The following is a 16,807-nucleotide window of genomic DNA, read 5'->3' as shown; positions in this document are numbered from 1 at the left end:
AATCTGACTCCCTAATTTTCTGGATAAATTTTTTCTTTAAATTCACATAAGTCTTCAATAATGCAGCTGCCACAGCGAGGTTTTCGCGCTACACATGTGTAGCGCCCATGTAGGATCAACCAGTGGTGAACATCAACTTTGAATTCTTTTGGCACTACTTTGAGTAATTTCTGCTCGACATCATCGACATTTTTTCCCATTGCCAATTTAGTGCGATTGGATACTCTGAAAATATGAGTATCTACTGCAATGGTAGGCCAACCAAAAGCAGTATTAAGCACCACATTCGCCGTTTTTCGACCGACGCCAGGCAGTGCTTCCAGTGCATCTCGGTTTTCAGGAACCTCGCCATGGTGCTGCTCTACCAAGATGCGGCATGTCTTAATAACGTTCTCGGCCTTGGAGTTAAATAACCCAATGGTTTTTATATACTCTTTTACGCCATCTACACCGAGATCTAATAGACCTTGCGGGGTGTTCGCGACGGGGTATAACTTATCGGTGGCCTTATTGACGCTGACATCTGTGGCTTGCGCAGAAAGCAATACCGCGATCAACAGTTCAAACGGTGTCGACCAATTTAATTCGGTTTGCGGGTTAGGGTTATCGGCTCGCAAGCGTTCAAGTATTTCTTTGCGCTTTATATTATTCATGTTGCTGACTAACTCTCTTCCAATGAGTTAAACAATGCACTGATGCCCAGAAATTTCAACTAGTTGGTCACGCGCGCTCGTTCAATAGGTTTTGCTTCTTGTTTTGGTTGTCTTTGCTGAAGTTGTTGATCAATGACATTTTTAAATGCGATAAGAATACCAACCCCGATAAAAGCCCCTGGTGGCAACAGGGCTAATAAGAATTGGCTATCAAACTGAAAAATTTCTAGGCGCAGAGACGAAGCCCAATCGCCAAGTAATAAGTCTGCACCATCAAAAAGAGTACCATTACCAAGAATTTCTCTCATTGCACCCAGTACGACGAGGACCGAAGTCATGCCCATCCCCATCCAAAATCCATCTAAAGCTGAAGGAAGCACTGCATTTTTTGAAGCGTAAGCCTCTGCTCGGCCAATGATGATGCAATTGGTCACAATGAGCGGGATGAAAATACCAAGAGAGAGAAACAATCCGTAGGCATACGCATTCATCAATAATTGAACACAGGTGACCAGTGACGCAATGATCATGACAAAGACGGGGATGCGAACTTCTTTTGGTACATAGTCGCGTATTAATGACACGGTCACATTAGACCCGATCAATACAGCGAGAGTTGCCAGCCCCAATCCTAGCGCGTTGGTCACCGTTGAAGAGACAGCAAGTAAGGGACAAAGGCCAAGCAATTGAACCAAAGCAGGGTTATTGTCCCATAATCCATTTTTTGCCAGCTGTTTAGAAGTACTCATTAGAATTCTCCACAAGTGCGTGGTTGAGTTAGGATAGTTGAACGATGCTCATTGATAAAGTCTACTGTATCACGAACTGCTTTGACTACGGCGCGAGGTGTGATGGTTGCCCCTGTGAATGAGTCAAATGCACCGCCATCTTTTCTTACCGCCCAAGTGGCTAGGTTGTCCTCAGACACTGTCTTTCCTGTAAAACTGAGGATCCAGTCACTGACACGAAGATCTATTTTGTCGCCAAGCCCAGGGGTTTCCTGATGGGCTAATACACGGCTACCAAGGATTTTCCCTTGCATATCAATACCAACAATGATCTTTATTGTACCATTGTAGCCGTCGGGAGCGATGCTCTCGATAGCCAATGCAGTTGGCTGGCCACCCAGAGTGGCAATATAAACGGGCTGTTCTTGTGAGCTGCCTAATGCTGGGTCCGAGACCAAAGTACATTCAGCATACAACTCATTGTCATGCAACCTATGCGGCACAACCTCATTTAGGATACCTTGCAGTTGAGCTTGTTGCTGCTGCAGAATCTTATCTTGGGTTAAGTAGTGAGTCACGGCTACGACACCTGTTGCGACACAGGCGAAGAGCGCGAGGGTTAACCCATTTTTACGAATGGCTGTAAGCATGTTTTACCTATTGTGCCCGTAAGTTCTTGGTTTTGTGTAATAGTCGATGAGTGGCACGCACATATTCGCCAATAATACGGCAAATGCGACACCGTCAGGGAAGCCCCCCCAAGTTCTGATCACGAAGATCATTGCGCCGATAAAGACACCATAAATCAGCCGACCTTTCACGGTGGTTGACGCTGAAACGGGATCCGTAGCGATAAAAAATGCTCCTAACATTGTTGCCCCGGAGAGCAAGTGGAATAAGGGGGTAGGGCTAGAGCCTGGAGCAAAAAGAACCGCTAAACTACTTAAAACGACTAGCGAAAGTAATACGCCAGCAGGGATGTGCCATTGGATAACGCGCATTTTAAGTAAGCCGAGGCCACCGACTAAGTAAGCAACGTTGACCCATGTCCAACCAAAGCCTGCAATGTTATTAAAAATGGAATCACTCATAACTTCTGAAGGAGTCAGTCCGTTTTTCAGTCCGGTTTTCAGCGCATCTAGCGGTGTTGCAGTCGTAATTCCATCTATCCCTGTACGTATCTGCTGCAGTGAGTAACCATCTAGATTAAAACCGGTAAAGATGAGCGATAGTGCATCGCTGAAACTAGTGGAATCGCTGGTCAAATGATGGGGAGCCATCCAACTTGTCATCTGAACAGGGAATGAGATCAGCAATACCACATAGGCAACCATGGCGGGATTGAACGGATTTTGCCCAAGACCGCCATATAAGTGTTTTGCAATTACAATGGCGAAGATTAAACCAATTACCACTATCCACCATGGAGACAGAGGGGGTATGGCAATGGCCAGTAGCCACGCGGTAACCAAAGCACTGTAATCTGACAAGGCTCGAGCTGCGGGACGTTTTCTGATTGTCATCACAAGCGCTTCAAGGATCAGGCCTACTAAAATAGCAAAACAGAGCTGGATTAATGTCCCCCATCCAAAAAAATAGCACTGAGCAATTAACCCGGGAATGGCACACATTGCCACGCCCTTCATTAAGTCAGGTGTCTTTTTCTTGTTATGAGTATGTGGAGAGCTAGCGAGAAAGAAGGCCACTGTCTATTCCCCTTGTTTTTTTTGTTGTTGGGCTTTACGTGCTTTAGCACGGGCGATGGCGGCAGCGACTGCTGCTTTTTTTGGATCGACGTTATCGTCTGTTACCAGAACCGATGAAACCTCGGCAGGATTATTGCTTTCGGCTGGCGAGGATTGTGCATCGTCAGCCATTTTTTCTGCCTCAGGTATGCTCGAACTCTGCTTGGCTTTGCGCGCTTTGGCCCTTGCAATGGCAGCGGCGACGGCGGCTTTTTTCGGATCGGCGTCATCGCTTACTTGCTGGCTTGACGATGCCTCATCCACTTGGCTTGTTTCAGTGGGCTCTTGAGCTTGCTGCGCTTTACGCGCTTTGGCCCTTGCAATGGCGGCGGCGACGGCGGCTTTTTTCGGGTCGGCATTATCGCTTACTTGCTGGTTTGACGATGTCTCGTCGACCTGGCTTGTTTCAGCGGGATTTTGAGCTTGCTGCGCTTTGCGCGCTTTGGCCCTTGCAATGGCGGCGGCGACGGCGGCTTTTTTCGGGTCAGCGTCATCGCTTACTTGCTGATTTGACGATGTCTCGTCGACCTGGCTTGTTTCAGCGGGCTCTTGAGCTTGCTGCGCTTTACGCGCTTTGGCCCTTGCAATGGCGGCGGCGACGGCGGCTTTTTTCGGGTCGGCATTATCGCTTGCTTGCTGGTTTGACGATGTCTCGTCGACCTGGCTTGTTTCAGCGGGATTTTGAGCTTGCTGCGCTTTGCGCGCTTTGGCGCGTGCAATAGCCTCAGCAACAGCTGTTTTTTTATCGTCTTGTGAGCGCTCTGCTTGTGCTTGGGCATCTTCGGTCTGTTTCTGCGCTTTTTTCTCACGAGCTAAACGCTTACGTTCTTCTCTGAGCTTGGACATTTCCGAGTTATCCGGCTCTTGACTAGCATTTTCCGCCGCTTGTGCTTGCTTGGCTTTAGCTCGAGCAATGGCTGCCGCCACGGCGGGCTTCACTTCTTTATTGGATTGCTCTTTTTGCGCTTTCACTCTGGCAATCGCGGCTGCAACGGCATCGTCGCCTCCCGAGGCTTTCATTTCCTTGCGTCGTTCAGTGGCTGCTTTGCTAAAGCGATTTTCTCTTTCGAGTTTGTCACGCTCTAAACGGGCCTTACGCTCTTCAAATCGATTTTTTGCGCGCTCTGCTGCTTCTGACTCAACTTTTCTCGCCCGTATTTCAGCTTTTGCCTGACGGTAATATTGAACCAGTGGGATTTCACTTGGGCAAACAAATGCACAGGCACCACATTCAATACAGTCTTTAAGATTCAGCTCTTCACATTTGTCATATTCTTGGGATTTGGCATACCACTGGAGCTGCTGAGGCAACAAAGAAGCAGGACAAGCTTCAGCGCATTGGCTGCATCGTATACAGGCCATCTCGTCCTGACGTGGGTCTATTTCACGATAGGTTGGCGCCAAGATACAGTTTGATGTTTTGGTAATGGGAACGTTGGCATGAGGCAGAGTAAAGCCCATCATAGGGCCGCCCATGATCAAACGAGGTGCTTTCTTATCAGCTTTGTAATCAAAATGCTCGAGCAAATGGGCAATCGATGTGCCAATTAAGGCTTGGACATTTTGAGGTTGCTTGAACGCATTGCCCGTCAGAGTCACGACGCGATCAATTAAGGGCTCTCCATCAATGACTGCGCGCTTAATGGCATACGCCGTTCCCACATTCTGCACTAAGATACCAATATCAGCTGGAATACCGTTATTAGGTACTTCGAGATTAGTCAGGATCTTAATCAGTTGCTTTTCGCCGCCAGATGGGTATTTAGTCGGGATAACCCTGATCTGAATATCCATGTTTTTGGCCGATTTTTCGAGCGCTTTGATTGCATTTGGTTTGTTATCTTCGATACCGATAACGGTCAACTTGGGCTTTAGAATATGCTCTAAAATTTCAATACCCTGTAGTATTTCATCGGCTCGATCTTGCATTAGTCGATCGTCTGCGGTGATATAGGGTTCGCATTCGGCAGCGTTGATGATAAGAATATCCGTGCGCGTTAATCCGGATTGAATTTTTGTGGCGGTTGGAAAGCCAGCACCGCCTAAACCGGATATACCCGCTTGACGAATGGTCTCGACCAGTTGCTCAGGAGCGGCATCAAGGTAATGTTCTACCGGATTACGTGTGTACCACTGCTCTTCACCATCGGTCTCGATGACGATTGATAGTTCAGACAAGCCTGAAGGGTGAGCGGTTGTCCTTGATTCAATAGCAGTAACAGTACCAGAAGTTGGTGCGTGAATTGGCAACATAAACATGGCATTGATGTGCGTGAGAGGTTGACCTTTCAATACCCGTTCACCGACACCAACTAGAATATCACCAGGCTTGCCAATGTGCTGTTTGAGAGGTAAAACCAACTGCTTAGGAAGCGGGCAACTTACGATTGATGTTTGATTAGACTGCTGTTTATTTTGTTCCGGATGAACGCCACCCGGGAAATCCCATAATGAGCCCGTTTTTATTTGTTCTATCAGTGACAACATATCTTAATCTTACCTTATTTCACTTCTTGCTGCGGGCTTACATTTGTAATGTTCAAAACCGGGATGGTATCAAGTTGCCATTTCCAAGAATCGGTTGTTGCCTGAACTGGGATCATTTCAATACAGTCAGTAGGGCAGGGTGCAATGCAAAGATCGCAACCCGTACATTCACTTTTTATTACGGTATGTAACGCCTTTGTTCCACCGACTATGGCGTCAACGGGACAGGCCTGAATACACTTAGTGCAACCAATACACATATCTTCGTGGATAAAGGCGACTTTTTTGATGGATTTTTCTGGATCGTGGGCGGAGTCTTCAACCTCGACACCCATTAAATCTGCCAATTTTTCGATCGTGGCCTGTCCACCGGGAGGGCACTTATTGATGTTGTCACCGTTAGCGATAGCTTCAGCGTATGGGCGACAACCGGGATAGCCACATTGACCACACTGAGTTTGAGGTAAAATTGCGTCTATTTGTTCTACGATAGGGTCGGCTTTTACTTTGAATTTGATAGAAGCAAAGCCTAATAGGGCACCAAATAACGCAGCAAGGGCGACTAAGGCAATAATAGCAATAAGAATCGTGTTCATTATAGCTTCACCAACCCAGTAAAGCCCATGAACGCAAGAGACATAAGTCCTGCGGTAATCATCGCGATTGAAGCTCCTTTAAAAGGTGCTGGAACATCTGCCGCAGCAATTCTTTCGCGCATAGAGGCAAAAAGAACGAGAACCAAAGAAAAACCAACGGCAGCACCGAAGCCATAAACAATCGATTGAATAAAATTGTGACTCTCGGTGATATTGAGAATCGCGACCCCGAGCACCGCGCAGTTAGTGGTGATCAACGGTAGGAAAATACCCAATAATCGATAAAGTGTTGGGCTGGTTTTATGGACGACCATTTCAGTGAATTGAACAACAACCGCAATCACTAAGATAAAGCTCATTGTTCTAAGATATTGGATCTCTAGCGGGATCAAGACATAACTTTCTATCAAATAAGAGCAGACAGAGGCCAGTGTTAGCACAAAAGTCGTGGCTAGTCCCATGCCAATAGCGGTCTCTAGCTTTTTAGAGACTCCCATAAACGGGCACAGCCCAAGAAATTTGACTAGTACGAAGTTATTGACGAGGACGGTGCCCACCAACAACAAAAAATATTCGGTCATAATGTTAAACTTTAAATAGCTCCGATCTCAATATTATCGTTATTTGTGAGTCTAATAACAACCGATGAAAGCTAAGGTTTTAAATAGTTGCGCGAAAAGCAGCCTAGAAATGAAAGAATTATAGCAACAGACCAACAAAAACGGTCATATCGAAGCGTGTATCTTCGGTGTTTGATAAAGAAGATGGGTTTGAGCGTTGCTTGCGTGGTCTAAATACTTAAGCACAAACCATGTCTATGTCGTGACAAAATGAAAAAAGCCGTGTCTAGGACACGGCTTTTTAAAATTTGGCTCCCCCTGCGGGACTCGAACCTGCGACATACGGATTAACAGTCCGCCGTTCTACCAACTGAACTAAGGGGGAATTGCTCGAAAGCGCGGCGAATATTATATTTGCCACCCTATTGTGTCAATCTTTTTTTGATTAAAAAATTCAATAAAATTAGTTACAAAAAACTTTACTTTCACAAATCCCTTGCCAAAACTAGGCTCTATCCAGTTATCCACCAATTTTGTGGATAACTATCTGTAAATTTGGCTTCCACATCAAAAAAACAGCTTTTTCTCTTCAACTTTATTGTATTTAATTGAGCCTTAGCATAATAAGTCATTGAAAAAATTGGTATTTATTGGTGTTGAGATATTGTGGATCAACCGGTTAGAAACTCGATAAGTAGTGAATAACTTTTGGTGGTTTTCACACCGCTCTTGAAGCGACTGAATCTTGAGAAAGCATTTCCGCCAACGTGACGATAAGGTAATATTGTGTTCACTCTTTAAGGATGAATTCGATATGGCAAAATTATTTGAGTTGGTTTCAGACTATCAGCCTTCTGGTGATCAACCTACCGCAATCGCGCAGCTTTATGAAGGCTTAGAGTCTGGGCTGGCACACCAAACCTTATTGGGGGTGACGGGCTCAGGTAAAACTTTTACGTTGGCGAACGTCATTGCTAAGTCACAACGACCTGCGATTCTACTTGCGCCAAATAAAACATTGGCGGCTCAGCTATACGGTGAAATGAAAGCATTTTTTCCTAATAATGCAGTGGAATACTTCGTTTCCTATTATGACTATTATCAACCTGAAGCTTATGTGCCAACGACCGATACCTTTATAGAGAAAGACTCATCGGTGAATGCTCATATCGAGCAAATGAGGTTATCTGCCACTAAAGCGCTACTTGAGCGCAAAGACGCGATTATTGTGGCGTCGGTGTCTGCAATATATGGCTTAGGCGATCCTGATTCCTACTTAAAAATGATGCTTCACGTGACCCGAGGTGACCATATCGATCAGCGAGATATCCTCAGGCGCTTGGCAGAGCTTCAGTACTCTCGAAACGATGTTGCATTTGAGCGCGGTCAGTTCCGTGTGCGGGGCGAAGTGATTGATATCTTCCCAGCGGAGTCAGAACATCAAGCGGTACGTATTGAGATGTTTGACGATGAAGTTGAATGCCTTAGCCTTTTCGACCCACTTACAGGAGCTATTATCCAGCGAGATTTGGCTCGTTTTACCGTCTACCCAAAAACCCACTACGTTACACCAAGAGAGAAAATTCTTGACGCGATTGAGAATATCAAAGTTGATTTACGTGAGCGTCAGGAATACTTAAAGAATAATAATAAGCTACTTGAAGAGCAGCGTATTAGTCAGCGAACACAATTTGATTTGGAAATGATGAACGAATTGGGCTTCTGTTCGGGTATCGAAAATTATTCCCGTTATCTTAGTGGACGAAAAGAGGGAGAGGCACCACCAACATTATTTGACTATTTACCAGCAGATGGTTTGCTGATTATTGATGAGTCTCATGTAACTGTGCCGCAAATCGGCGCAATGTACAAAGGCGATCGCTCGCGCAAAGAAACGCTTGTTGAGTATGGTTTTCGACTTCCATCGGCATTGGACAACCGGCCGATGAAGTTTGAAGAGTTTGAAATGATTTCCCCACAAACCATTTTTGTGTCTGCGACACCGGGCAATTATGAGATTGAAAAGTCGGATGGCGAAATTGCCGACCAGGTTGTCCGTCCAACGGGTTTGCTGGATCCTGAACTAGAGGTGCGGCCAGTAGCGACTCAAGTCGATGACTTGCTTTCAGAGATTAGAATTCGCGCCCAGAAAGACGAACGCGTGCTAGTGACGACTTTGACGAAACGGATGGCTGAAGATCTGACGGAATACTTAAGTGAACACGACGTGAAAGTTCGTTATCTTCACTCTGATATCGATACCGTTGAGCGGGTTGAAATTATTCGCGACTTAAGACTGGGTGAGTTTGATGTGTTAGTGGGTATTAACTTACTTCGAGAAGGTTTAGATATGCCAGAGGTCTCCCTGGTGGCAATTTTAGATGCCGATAAAGAGGGCTTTTTGCGCTCTGAGCGCTCTTTGGTTCAGACGATAGGACGCGCAGCTCGAAATATTCAAGGTAAGGCGATTCTCTATGCTGACAGAATTACAAATTCGATGCAGCGAGCAATGGAAGAAACTGAGCGTAGGCGCGAAAAGCAACAGGCTTATAACCGAGAAAATGGTTTAGTTCCTAGAGCACTGAAAAGAAATATCAAAGATATTATGGAGCTAGGTGAAGCGACCAAGAAACAAGGTGCAAAGAAATCCAAGCAGGTTCCGTTGTCGAAAGTGGCCGAGCCTTCAATGTCTTATGTGGCAATGTCATCTCAGGATATTGAAAAGCAGATTTTAAAACTCGAATCAGAAATGTATCAACACGCTCAGAACCTAGAGTTTGAACTTGCCGCAGCTAAGCGTGATGAGATGGAAAAACTGCGTCAACACTTTATAGCCAATAGCTAGTCGCACGATCTTCTGGGGAGAATACGATGGTTTTAACGCATTTTGCGTGGTAACTGGTCACGATAATTGCAAAATGCGAAACACGGTGTAATGATATGCCTATAAACACATTATAAGTTAGTTAGGTTATGCCAGAACAGAACAATCCAAACTCGACCTATTTACTAATGGTTGAAGATACCGCTTCGGTGGCAGCGTTGTATCGCTCCTATCTCACTCCCCTCGGGATCGATATTAATATCGTTGGGACGGGACGCGATGCCATTCAAAGCTTAAATCATCGCACCCCAGATCTTATTTTGTTGGATTTACGCTTACCCGATATGACGGGTATGGATGTTCTGGATCAGGTCAAACAAGCTCATTCAGACGTTCCGGTTATCTTTATGACTGCTCATGGTAGCATTGATATTGCAGTGGATGCCATGCAGCATGGCGCACAAGACTTTTTGATCAAGCCCTGCGAAGCAGATCGTCTGCGTGTTACAGTCAATAATGCCATCCGCAAAGCGTCAAAGCTCAAAAACAACGATGCCAATGATGGTGCAGCAGAAAAATATCAAGGATTCATCGGGAGCAGCCATACCATGCAAGCGGTTTATCGAACGATAGACTCGGCTGCAACGAGCAAAGCCAGTATTTTTATCACTGGCGAAAGTGGTACTGGCAAAGAGGTTTGTGCTGAAGCCATACATGCTGCAAGTCGGCGTGATACCAGCCCGTTTATTGCAATCAACTGCGCAGCTATACCAAAAGATTTAATTGAAAGTGAGCTTTTTGGACACGTAAAGGGTGCTTTTACGGGCGCGTCTAGTGACCGGGAGGGGGCCGCTGAACTTGCTGACGGAGGAACTCTGTTTCTTGATGAGTTGTGTGAAATGGATCTAGAGTTGCAGACCAAACTGCTGCGATTTATTCAAACGGGAACATTCCAGAAAGTGGGTTCTTCGAAAATGAAAAAGGTCGATGTTCGGTTTATTTGTGCAACCAACAAGGATCCCTGGAAAGAAGTACAAGAAGGACGTTTTCGAGAGGACTTATATTATCGACTGTATGTGATCCCACTTCACCTCCCACCCTTAAGAGAACGAGATGAAGATGTGATCGAAATTGCCTATTCGCTACTCGGCTTTATGTCTCACGAAGAAGGCAAGAGCTTCATACGCTTCTCTCAAGATGTCGTCGATCGCTTTATTCAGTATGAATGGCCAGGTAACGTACGTCAGCTGCAAAATGTTCTGAGAAATGTTGTGGTACTCAATCACGGTAAGGAAATTACATTAGATATGCTGCCACCCCCTCTCAATGAACCTGCAGAGGGCGAAAACATCAGTGCTCGGTTCGCACATACTACGACGGCCAATAATCTGGCGCCGCAAGACATTGTTCCTCTGTGGCAGACAGAAAAGATCGCAATAGAAAACGCTATTGAGGTGTGTGACGGTAATATCCCTAGAGCCGCCGGTTTTTTGGACGTCAGCCCGTCAACTATTTATCGAAAAATTCAAGCATGGAATACAAAATAAGGTGACGATGTGGAATATTTAAATCAGCATAAAGTTGAACAGTTAACCCGCGAAATTGGCGTGGATAATATTCCAGTGTTGCTGGAAATCTTTACCGGAGAGCTCATAACCTACCAGCAGCAGTTGAATTGCGGCAACTTGGCGGCAAAATCAGCGTATTTGAAAGAAATCAGCCATGCGTTAAAAAGCAGCGCTGCCAGTTTTGGTGCTGATGCTCTATGTCATTTGGCACTGTCGGTTGATGAAGCAGTCAAGCAAGATGACTTTGTAGAGAAAGATGAAGATATCTCTTTCATGATGAGTTGCCTAAATGAGACTCATCAGGTTTATTCAAAATATCTTAAGTCATTAAAGTCCAATGCTTAGATTGGCTAAGCTGCGAGGGATTGTTCGCAGCCTAGTCAATGATCCAAAACGGTCTACCAGGTGCGAATAAGGTCGCAGATGGCATTCTTCAGCTTGTCCCTGTCGTGGCGCCAATCTCGGTTTGGCGACGCCAAATCTCTGGTTTCACAGTGCCACTTGCCTTTCAATTCGATATGAGGTTCGGCTCCAAGAATGACATCCAAAGTGCGTCCATGAAGCGCACGCTCACACCATTTTAGTTTCTGCGCCAGCGTCATTCGCCCTGCTGGACCATATTCAGGTGAAAGGTTCTCGACAAAGACTAGCTGAGCATGGCTATTATTTTTAATGGCTTGGCTAATTTCAGATAGCAGTAGCGGTGGCATGATGCTAGTCAGAAAGCTCCCCGGGCCCAAGATGATGCAGTCAGCTTGTGAGAGAGCCACAACGGCTTCTTTGGTCGCGGGTACCACAGGATCAAGATCAAGCCGCTGCAGATCTTCAGTCATTTCATCGACAGAGGTTTCACCTGTGACCCAGCTACCTTCAATCGACAGTGCGGTAAGGTCACATGGGTGTTCAGTCATTGGGATAATATTGACATCGACACCCAACATATTACGAATCAGGTCGATAGCGGCAAGGGGGCGCACAGATAGGTTGTCTAAAGCTGTTAGCATTAGGTTACCTAAGTTGTGTCCATCGAGTTCACCAGTACCTCGAAAACGATATTCGAACATCATAGAACTGATTGATGGCTCAGTGATCAACTGGTTAATGCAGTTGCGAGTATCTCCCCAAGCTATTCCGCCCTGGCAGGAGCGGATCCTGCCGGTAGAGCCACCATTATCGGTAGTCGTCACGATACCAGTGGCATTGTGACCAAAATCTTGCAAGGCAGCCAAAATACGGCCTAGACCGTGGCCGCCACCAACAGCAACCACTTTTTTTGACGTATGTATATCCATAGAGTCTTCTTATTTATTGTTCTATTACGACATTAGGCGAGTGAGCAATACAACGCCACTCTATCGAACGTTAAACAGGTTCTGAGCCGGTACGTTAAGGCAAAGCCTGTAGATTGTGAATATTTTTTAAATCAATGGTCCACCTATATCACATTTAATTTCACCAGAGCAATTCAATCCTTTATGGTGAATCAAACAAGGGAAGCTATACTACTATAGAGCTAGTGAAGCATAAGCTTCGAGCAAAAAGTGAAAGGTTAGTAGAAGTTTTGTGTATAAGTACTAGAAAACCCTTTCGTTATTAAGTATTTTAATCGCACGCTATTATCGATTGGATAAATTGATAATTGCCATAACTCCGAGCTCTTTGGGCTAAGTCGTCACAAGTAAACGTGACAATATGCGTCTAGAGCCAGTGACATTTCGTCACCAGGGCATAATTGGAAATGATTTTGCCTCCCGTATTTGGAAAGGTGTTCCGTGGCGCAACAATTCGAAGATAAATTCCATCGCAAGTTTTATTACTTGCGCTTGTCAGTTACAGACGTCTGTAACTTTAAATGTACTTATTGCCTTCCTGATGGCTACAAACCCTCGGGCAATAAGAACTCGTCCTTTTTAAGTCTCCCAGAAATCAAGCGGATAGTGACAGCCTTTGCCGACTGCGGTACCAATAAGGTCCGAATCACCGGTGGTGAGCCTAGTTTGAGAAGAGACTTTCCTGAGATCATTGAAACGGTTGCTAACACTCCGGGCATTGATAAGGTCGCGACGACAACCAACGGTTATCGTATGGCCAACCAAGTTGATACTTGGAGACAGGCGGGGCTCACTAATATCAATGTGAGTGTTGATAGTCTTGACCCAAGAATGTTTCATCAAATAACCGGTGAGAACAAATTTCATCAAGTAATGTCTGGCATTGATAAAGCTTTCGAAGTTGGCTTTGAACAGGTGAAAGTGAATGTGGTGTTGATGAAGGATTTGAATGCCGGAGAATTGCCCGCTTTTTTACATTGGATAAAAAATAAACCGATTCAACTGCGCTTCATCGAACTGATGCAAACCGGGGAAATGGATGAGTTGTTTCAAAAACATCATGTCTCAGGTGTCGCCATCCGCAATCAGTTGATTGCCGATGGATGGATCTTAAAAGCTCGAGGTGTTAATGACGGTCCTGCTCAGGTTTTCGTTCATGCTGACTATCTAGGTGAAATCGGGCTGATCATGCCGTATGAGAAAAACTTCTGTGCTAGCTGCAACCGATTACGAGTCTCTGCTCTTGGTAAGCTACACATGTGTCTGTTTGGAGAATGCGGAGTTGAGCTGCGTGATTTGTTGCAAGAGGACTCGCAAGAACAAGAGCTCATTGCCCGTATCCAAGCTCAGCTTGCCAATAAATCAGTTAGCCATTTCTTGCAAGATGGCAATTCGGGCAGCACACCGCATTTAGCATCAATAGGTGGCTAGATAAGCCACCACTATCAATTACAAAATCAAATAATTTTAATTAGGGGTGAACGAGAATGGGTCACGCAGAAAGCAAATTTGTGCCAGCAAACATTGCCGTATTAACGGTATCGGATACACGTACAGAAGAAAACGATACGTCCGGACGCTACTTAGCTGAAAACCTTCAAGAAGCGGGTCACAAGCTTGCAGATAAAGCCATTGTGATTGACGATGTCTATCAAATTCGCGCCATTGTCTCGAAATGGGTCGCTGATGACTCTGTTCAGGCGATAATGATCACTGGTGGTACAGGTTTTACCTCTAGAGACAGTACGCCAGAAGCGCTTATCCCACTTTTCGACAAACAGGTTGAAGGTTTTGGTGAATTGTTCAGAGCTGTTTCGTACGAAGAAATCGGTACTTCAACGATTCAATCTAGAGCCATTGCAGGTTTTGCTAATCATACCGTTATCTTCGCAATGCCTGGGTCAACAGGAGCGTGTCGCACTGCATGGACAAAGATCATTAAGCAGCAAATGGACGCGAGCCACAGACCATGCAACTTTATGCCACATCTAAGTAAATAATCGTCTAGGAAAAGAGATGTCTCAATTTACCCACATCAATGCGTCTGGCGAAGCAAACATGGTCGACGTGTCAGCTAAAGCCGAGACTGTCAGAGAAGCGAGAGCAGAAGCATTCGTGCACATGGCACCAGAAACTCTAGAGATGATTACTTCTGGTAACCATCATAAAGGTGATGTATTTGCAACAGCGCGAATTGCCGGTATTCAAGCGGCCAAAAAAACGTGGGATCTGATCCCATTGTGTCACCCTTTATTGTTGTCTAAAGTCGAAGTTCAATTGGAAGCAATCGAGTCCGAAAATAAAGTGCGTATTGAGTCCGTATGTAAACTCGCAGGCAAAACGGGTGTAGAGATGGAAGCGTTAACGGCTGCTTCTGTTGCCGCTCTGACCATTTATGATATGTGTAAAGCCGTACAAAAAGATATGGTCATCGACAATGTTCGTTTGTTAGAAAAAACAGGCGGAAAATCGGGTCATTTTAAGGTGTCATCATGATTAAAGTACTGTTTTTTGCTCAAACCAGAGAGTTGATTGGCCAAGACAGCATCGAATTAGACGAGGACTTTGCCAGTGTTGACGCGATTCGAGAGCATTTGGCAAAGCGCGAAGGAAAGTGGGCATTGGCTCTTGAAAGTGGAAAACTGCTTGCCGCTGTCAATCAAGCGATTGTGCCATTAGATTCAGCTGTTAACCACGGCGATGAGGTTGCGTTTTTCCCACCTGTGACAGGAGGTTAAAGTGAAACCAAGAGTATCGGTTCAAACCGAGGATTTTTCCGTCGGAGAGGAATACGACGCATTGGCACAAAGCCATGCATCAGGTGCCATCGTGACTTTTGTCGGTAAAGTGCGTGATATGAATCTGGGGGATGATGTGGTTGGTTTATCTCTAGAACATTACCCTGGAATGACGGAAAAGGCGCTACTGTCTATTTGCGATCAGGCTGAAGAGCGCTGGCTTCTCAATGGCATACGTGTTATCCACAGAGTGGGTGATATGGATACAGGGGATCAGATCGTATTCGTTGGTGTATCGAGTGCTCACCGAGGCTCAGCATTTGAAGCGTGCGAGTTTGTTATGGATTACCTCAAGACTAAAGCACCCTTTTGGAAAAAAGAACGCACTAAAGAGACCACTCGTTGGGTTGAGTCTCGCGATTCAGACGCCCAAGCTGCCCAGCGTTGGCAAAAATAGTAAAAAAGCATGCCTTGGCATGCTTTTTTTACTATTGAGTACGTTTACTTTTTATCTAAGAAATCGTAGACAGCACTTATGACGCCGTATTCGGTATTGCTTGGCGCTGAGAAACGTGCGATTTGTTTGACGCCAGGGTGTGCGTTTTCCATCGCATACGAGTAGTAGCTTTCCTTCAGCATTTCAGCATCATTAAAATAGTCACCAAAACTCATGGTTTGTTCATAACTGAACTCCAGAGTTTGTTGTAGGTGACGAATGGCCGCACCCTTTGACGCGACCTTATTCATGACATCCAGCCAGATCTTTGCACTGACGACCACTTGGAAGGCCTCTTCAAACACGGGTCGGATAACCGGTTCTATGTGTTTTGCCGAACCATCAAAGTGCAGTAAAGCAATTTTAATGAACTCATCGTTAACACTGAGCAAGTCTTCAACGTACTCACATCGATGGTAGTACTTACTGATTTCTGCGAGTGCGACAGGGTCTTGAGTTTCGATATAAGCACTCTTTTTGCCACACAAAACAATAAAGGCATTGTCGATAGTGCGCGCTTTGTTGATGATTGCTGGGATGGCGTCGAAATCTAAGGTGCAGCTGTAGAGTTCGTTGCCCTTGTGCATAACGATTGTCCCGTTTTCTGCGATGAATAACATCTCTTCCTGATAATCAGCAAAGGTGTCGTACAGGCTGTAATACTGACGGCCTGACGCGGCCGCAAACAAAATATCTTCGTTTTTAAGTCTTTGAAAAAACTCTGGGAATGCAGGTGGTAGGTTGCTATTTTCATCAAGCAGCGTACCGTCCATGTCTGTGGCAATGAACTTAATAGAGTGAGTCATAAAACGCAAATGTCGTCAATTAGGGAACAGGGGCTAAAGTATACTCAATTTCCTCACGGTAGGCAGTCATTTAGTGATGGCTTCGTTAAAGCGCACCAACTTGGTGCTCTATGATGCTCAATAATCGTGAGTTTTTTATTTTATCTTATATTAACTCTATGAAATGTAACTACATTCTTACATGGAACTAAATTTGCATCTTCCCAAGTTGGGTTTGGCTAACAAACCGATGAAATAAACAATAATCTAACTCGTCAAAATGGCAAAGGCGCCTC

17 protein-coding genes, 1 tRNA gene and 1 riboswitch are annotated in these 16,807 nt (G+C 45.3%); of the genes, 8 read left to right on the top strand and 10 right to left on the bottom strand.

Going from position 1 to position 16,807, the window contains the following annotated elements; translation table 11 throughout:
* Positions 1 to 11 precede the first annotated feature (11 nt).
* The 8 genes from nth to LNL84_RS10340 form a co-directional block, all read right to left on the bottom strand.
* Complete coding sequence (gene nth / locus LNL84_RS10375) at positions 12 to 653, bottom strand: endonuclease III (protein ID WP_244357174.1); 642 nt, start codon at positions 651 to 653, stop codon at positions 12 to 14.
* 59 nt (positions 654 to 712) lie between these two features.
* Positions 713 to 1,402, bottom strand: coding sequence for an electron transport complex subunit E (locus LNL84_RS10370; RefSeq protein WP_244357173.1), 690 nt, complete (start codon positions 1,400 to 1,402; stop codon positions 713 to 715).
* On the bottom strand, positions 1,402 to 2,031 hold the full coding sequence (rsxG, locus tag LNL84_RS10365) for an electron transport complex subunit RsxG (protein ID WP_244357172.1): 630 nt from the start codon (positions 2,029 to 2,031) through the stop codon (positions 1,402 to 1,404). The genes LNL84_RS10370 and rsxG overlap by 1 nt, the downstream gene beginning before the upstream one ends.
* A 3-nt stretch (positions 2,032 to 2,034) precedes the next feature.
* A complete protein-coding gene (rsxD, locus tag LNL84_RS10360; protein ID WP_244357171.1) occupies positions 2,035 to 3,087 on the bottom strand; it encodes an electron transport complex subunit RsxD in 1,053 nt (350 codons plus the stop codon).
* Positions 3,088 to 3,090: 3 nt separating this feature from the next.
* The gene (rsxC, locus tag LNL84_RS10355) at positions 3,091 to 5,613 is read right to left on the bottom strand and encodes an electron transport complex subunit RsxC (protein WP_244357170.1); all 2,523 of its coding nucleotides are present in this window, start codon (positions 5,611 to 5,613) and stop codon (positions 3,091 to 3,093) included.
* Positions 5,614 to 5,627: 14 nt separating this feature from the next.
* Complete coding sequence (gene rsxB / locus LNL84_RS10350) at positions 5,628 to 6,209, bottom strand: electron transport complex subunit RsxB (protein ID WP_244357169.1); 582 nt, start codon at positions 6,207 to 6,209, stop codon at positions 5,628 to 5,630.
* Positions 6,209 to 6,790, bottom strand: coding sequence for an electron transport complex subunit RsxA (gene rsxA, locus LNL84_RS10345; protein ID WP_244357168.1), 582 nt, complete (start codon positions 6,788 to 6,790; stop codon positions 6,209 to 6,211). The genes rsxB and rsxA overlap by 1 nt, the downstream gene beginning before the upstream one ends.
* 288 nt (positions 6,791 to 7,078) lie before the next feature.
* Positions 7,079 to 7,154, bottom strand: a tRNA-Asn gene (locus LNL84_RS10340).
* 429 nt (positions 7,155 to 7,583) lie between these two features.
* Here LNL84_RS10340 and uvrB point away from each other — a divergent pair.
* The 3 genes from uvrB (at position 7,584) to luxU (ending at position 11,506) form a co-directional block, all read left to right on the top strand.
* Positions 7,584 to 9,614, top strand: coding sequence for an excinuclease ABC subunit UvrB (uvrB, locus tag LNL84_RS10335; protein ID WP_244357167.1), 2,031 nt, complete (start codon positions 7,584 to 7,586; stop codon positions 9,612 to 9,614).
* A 128-nt stretch (positions 9,615 to 9,742) separates the two neighbouring features.
* Positions 9,743 to 11,140 (top strand): quorum-sensing sigma-54 dependent transcriptional regulator LuxO, encoded by a 1,398-nt coding sequence (gene luxO / locus LNL84_RS10330; protein WP_482146148.1) that lies wholly within the window; start codon positions 9,743 to 9,745, stop codon positions 11,138 to 11,140.
* 9 nt (positions 11,141 to 11,149) lie between these two features.
* Positions 11,150 to 11,506, top strand: a complete 357-nt coding sequence (luxU, locus tag LNL84_RS10325; RefSeq protein ID WP_244357166.1) for a quorum-sensing phosphorelay protein LuxU — start codon at positions 11,150 to 11,152, stop codon at positions 11,504 to 11,506.
* Between the two features lie 53 nt (positions 11,507 to 11,559).
* Here the strand turns inward: luxU and yvcK are convergent, their stop codons facing one another.
* Positions 11,560 to 12,453: a uridine diphosphate-N-acetylglucosamine-binding protein YvcK gene (gene yvcK, locus LNL84_RS10320; protein ID WP_244357165.1), complete on the bottom strand. Its 894-nt coding sequence runs from the start codon at positions 12,451 to 12,453 to the stop codon at positions 11,560 to 11,562.
* 344 nt (positions 12,454 to 12,797) lie between these two features.
* A riboswitch (molybdenum cofactor riboswitch) is annotated at positions 12,798 to 12,945 on the top strand.
* Here yvcK and moaA point away from each other — a divergent pair.
* The 5 genes from moaA (at position 12,934) to moaE (ending at position 15,687) form a co-directional block, all read left to right on the top strand.
* Positions 12,934 to 13,923 carry a GTP 3',8-cyclase MoaA gene (gene moaA, locus LNL84_RS10315; RefSeq protein ID WP_244357164.1) on the top strand — a complete coding sequence of 330 codons (990 nt, stop codon included), beginning with the start codon at positions 12,934 to 12,936 and terminating at the stop codon, positions 13,921 to 13,923. (Overlaps the previous riboswitch by 12 nt.)
* Positions 13,924 to 13,979: 56 nt before the next feature.
* Positions 13,980 to 14,492, top strand: coding sequence for a molybdenum cofactor biosynthesis protein B (moaB, locus tag LNL84_RS10310; protein WP_244357163.1), 513 nt, complete (start codon positions 13,980 to 13,982; stop codon positions 14,490 to 14,492).
* A gap of 16 nt (positions 14,493 to 14,508) precedes the next feature.
* Entirely contained in the window at positions 14,509 to 14,988 is a 480-nt protein-coding gene (gene moaC / locus LNL84_RS10305; protein ID WP_244357162.1) for a cyclic pyranopterin monophosphate synthase MoaC, read from the top strand.
* A complete protein-coding gene (gene moaD, locus LNL84_RS10300; RefSeq protein WP_244357161.1) occupies positions 14,985 to 15,230 on the top strand; it encodes a molybdopterin synthase sulfur carrier subunit in 246 nt (81 codons plus the stop codon). The genes moaC and moaD overlap by 4 nt, the downstream gene beginning before the upstream one ends.
* Before the next feature lies 1 nt (position 15,231).
* Positions 15,232 to 15,687 carry a molybdopterin synthase catalytic subunit MoaE gene (moaE, locus tag LNL84_RS10295; RefSeq protein ID WP_244357160.1) on the top strand — a complete coding sequence of 152 codons (456 nt, stop codon included), beginning with the start codon at positions 15,232 to 15,234 and terminating at the stop codon, positions 15,685 to 15,687.
* A 44-nt stretch (positions 15,688 to 15,731) separates the two neighbouring features.
* On the opposite strand, the gene LNL84_RS10290 is transcribed toward moaE, so the two are convergent.
* Positions 15,732 to 16,532, bottom strand: a complete 801-nt coding sequence (locus LNL84_RS10290; protein ID WP_244357159.1) for a Cof-type HAD-IIB family hydrolase — start codon at positions 16,530 to 16,532, stop codon at positions 15,732 to 15,734.
* Positions 16,533 to 16,807 lie beyond the last annotated feature (275 nt).

Origin of the sequence: Vibrio gelatinilyticus, assembly GCF_022836845.1 — a bacterium.
Lineage (GTDB): Bacteria > Pseudomonadota > Gammaproteobacteria > Enterobacterales > Vibrionaceae > Vibrio > Vibrio gelatinilyticus.
This window is presented reverse-complemented; position numbering and strand designations above follow the sequence as displayed.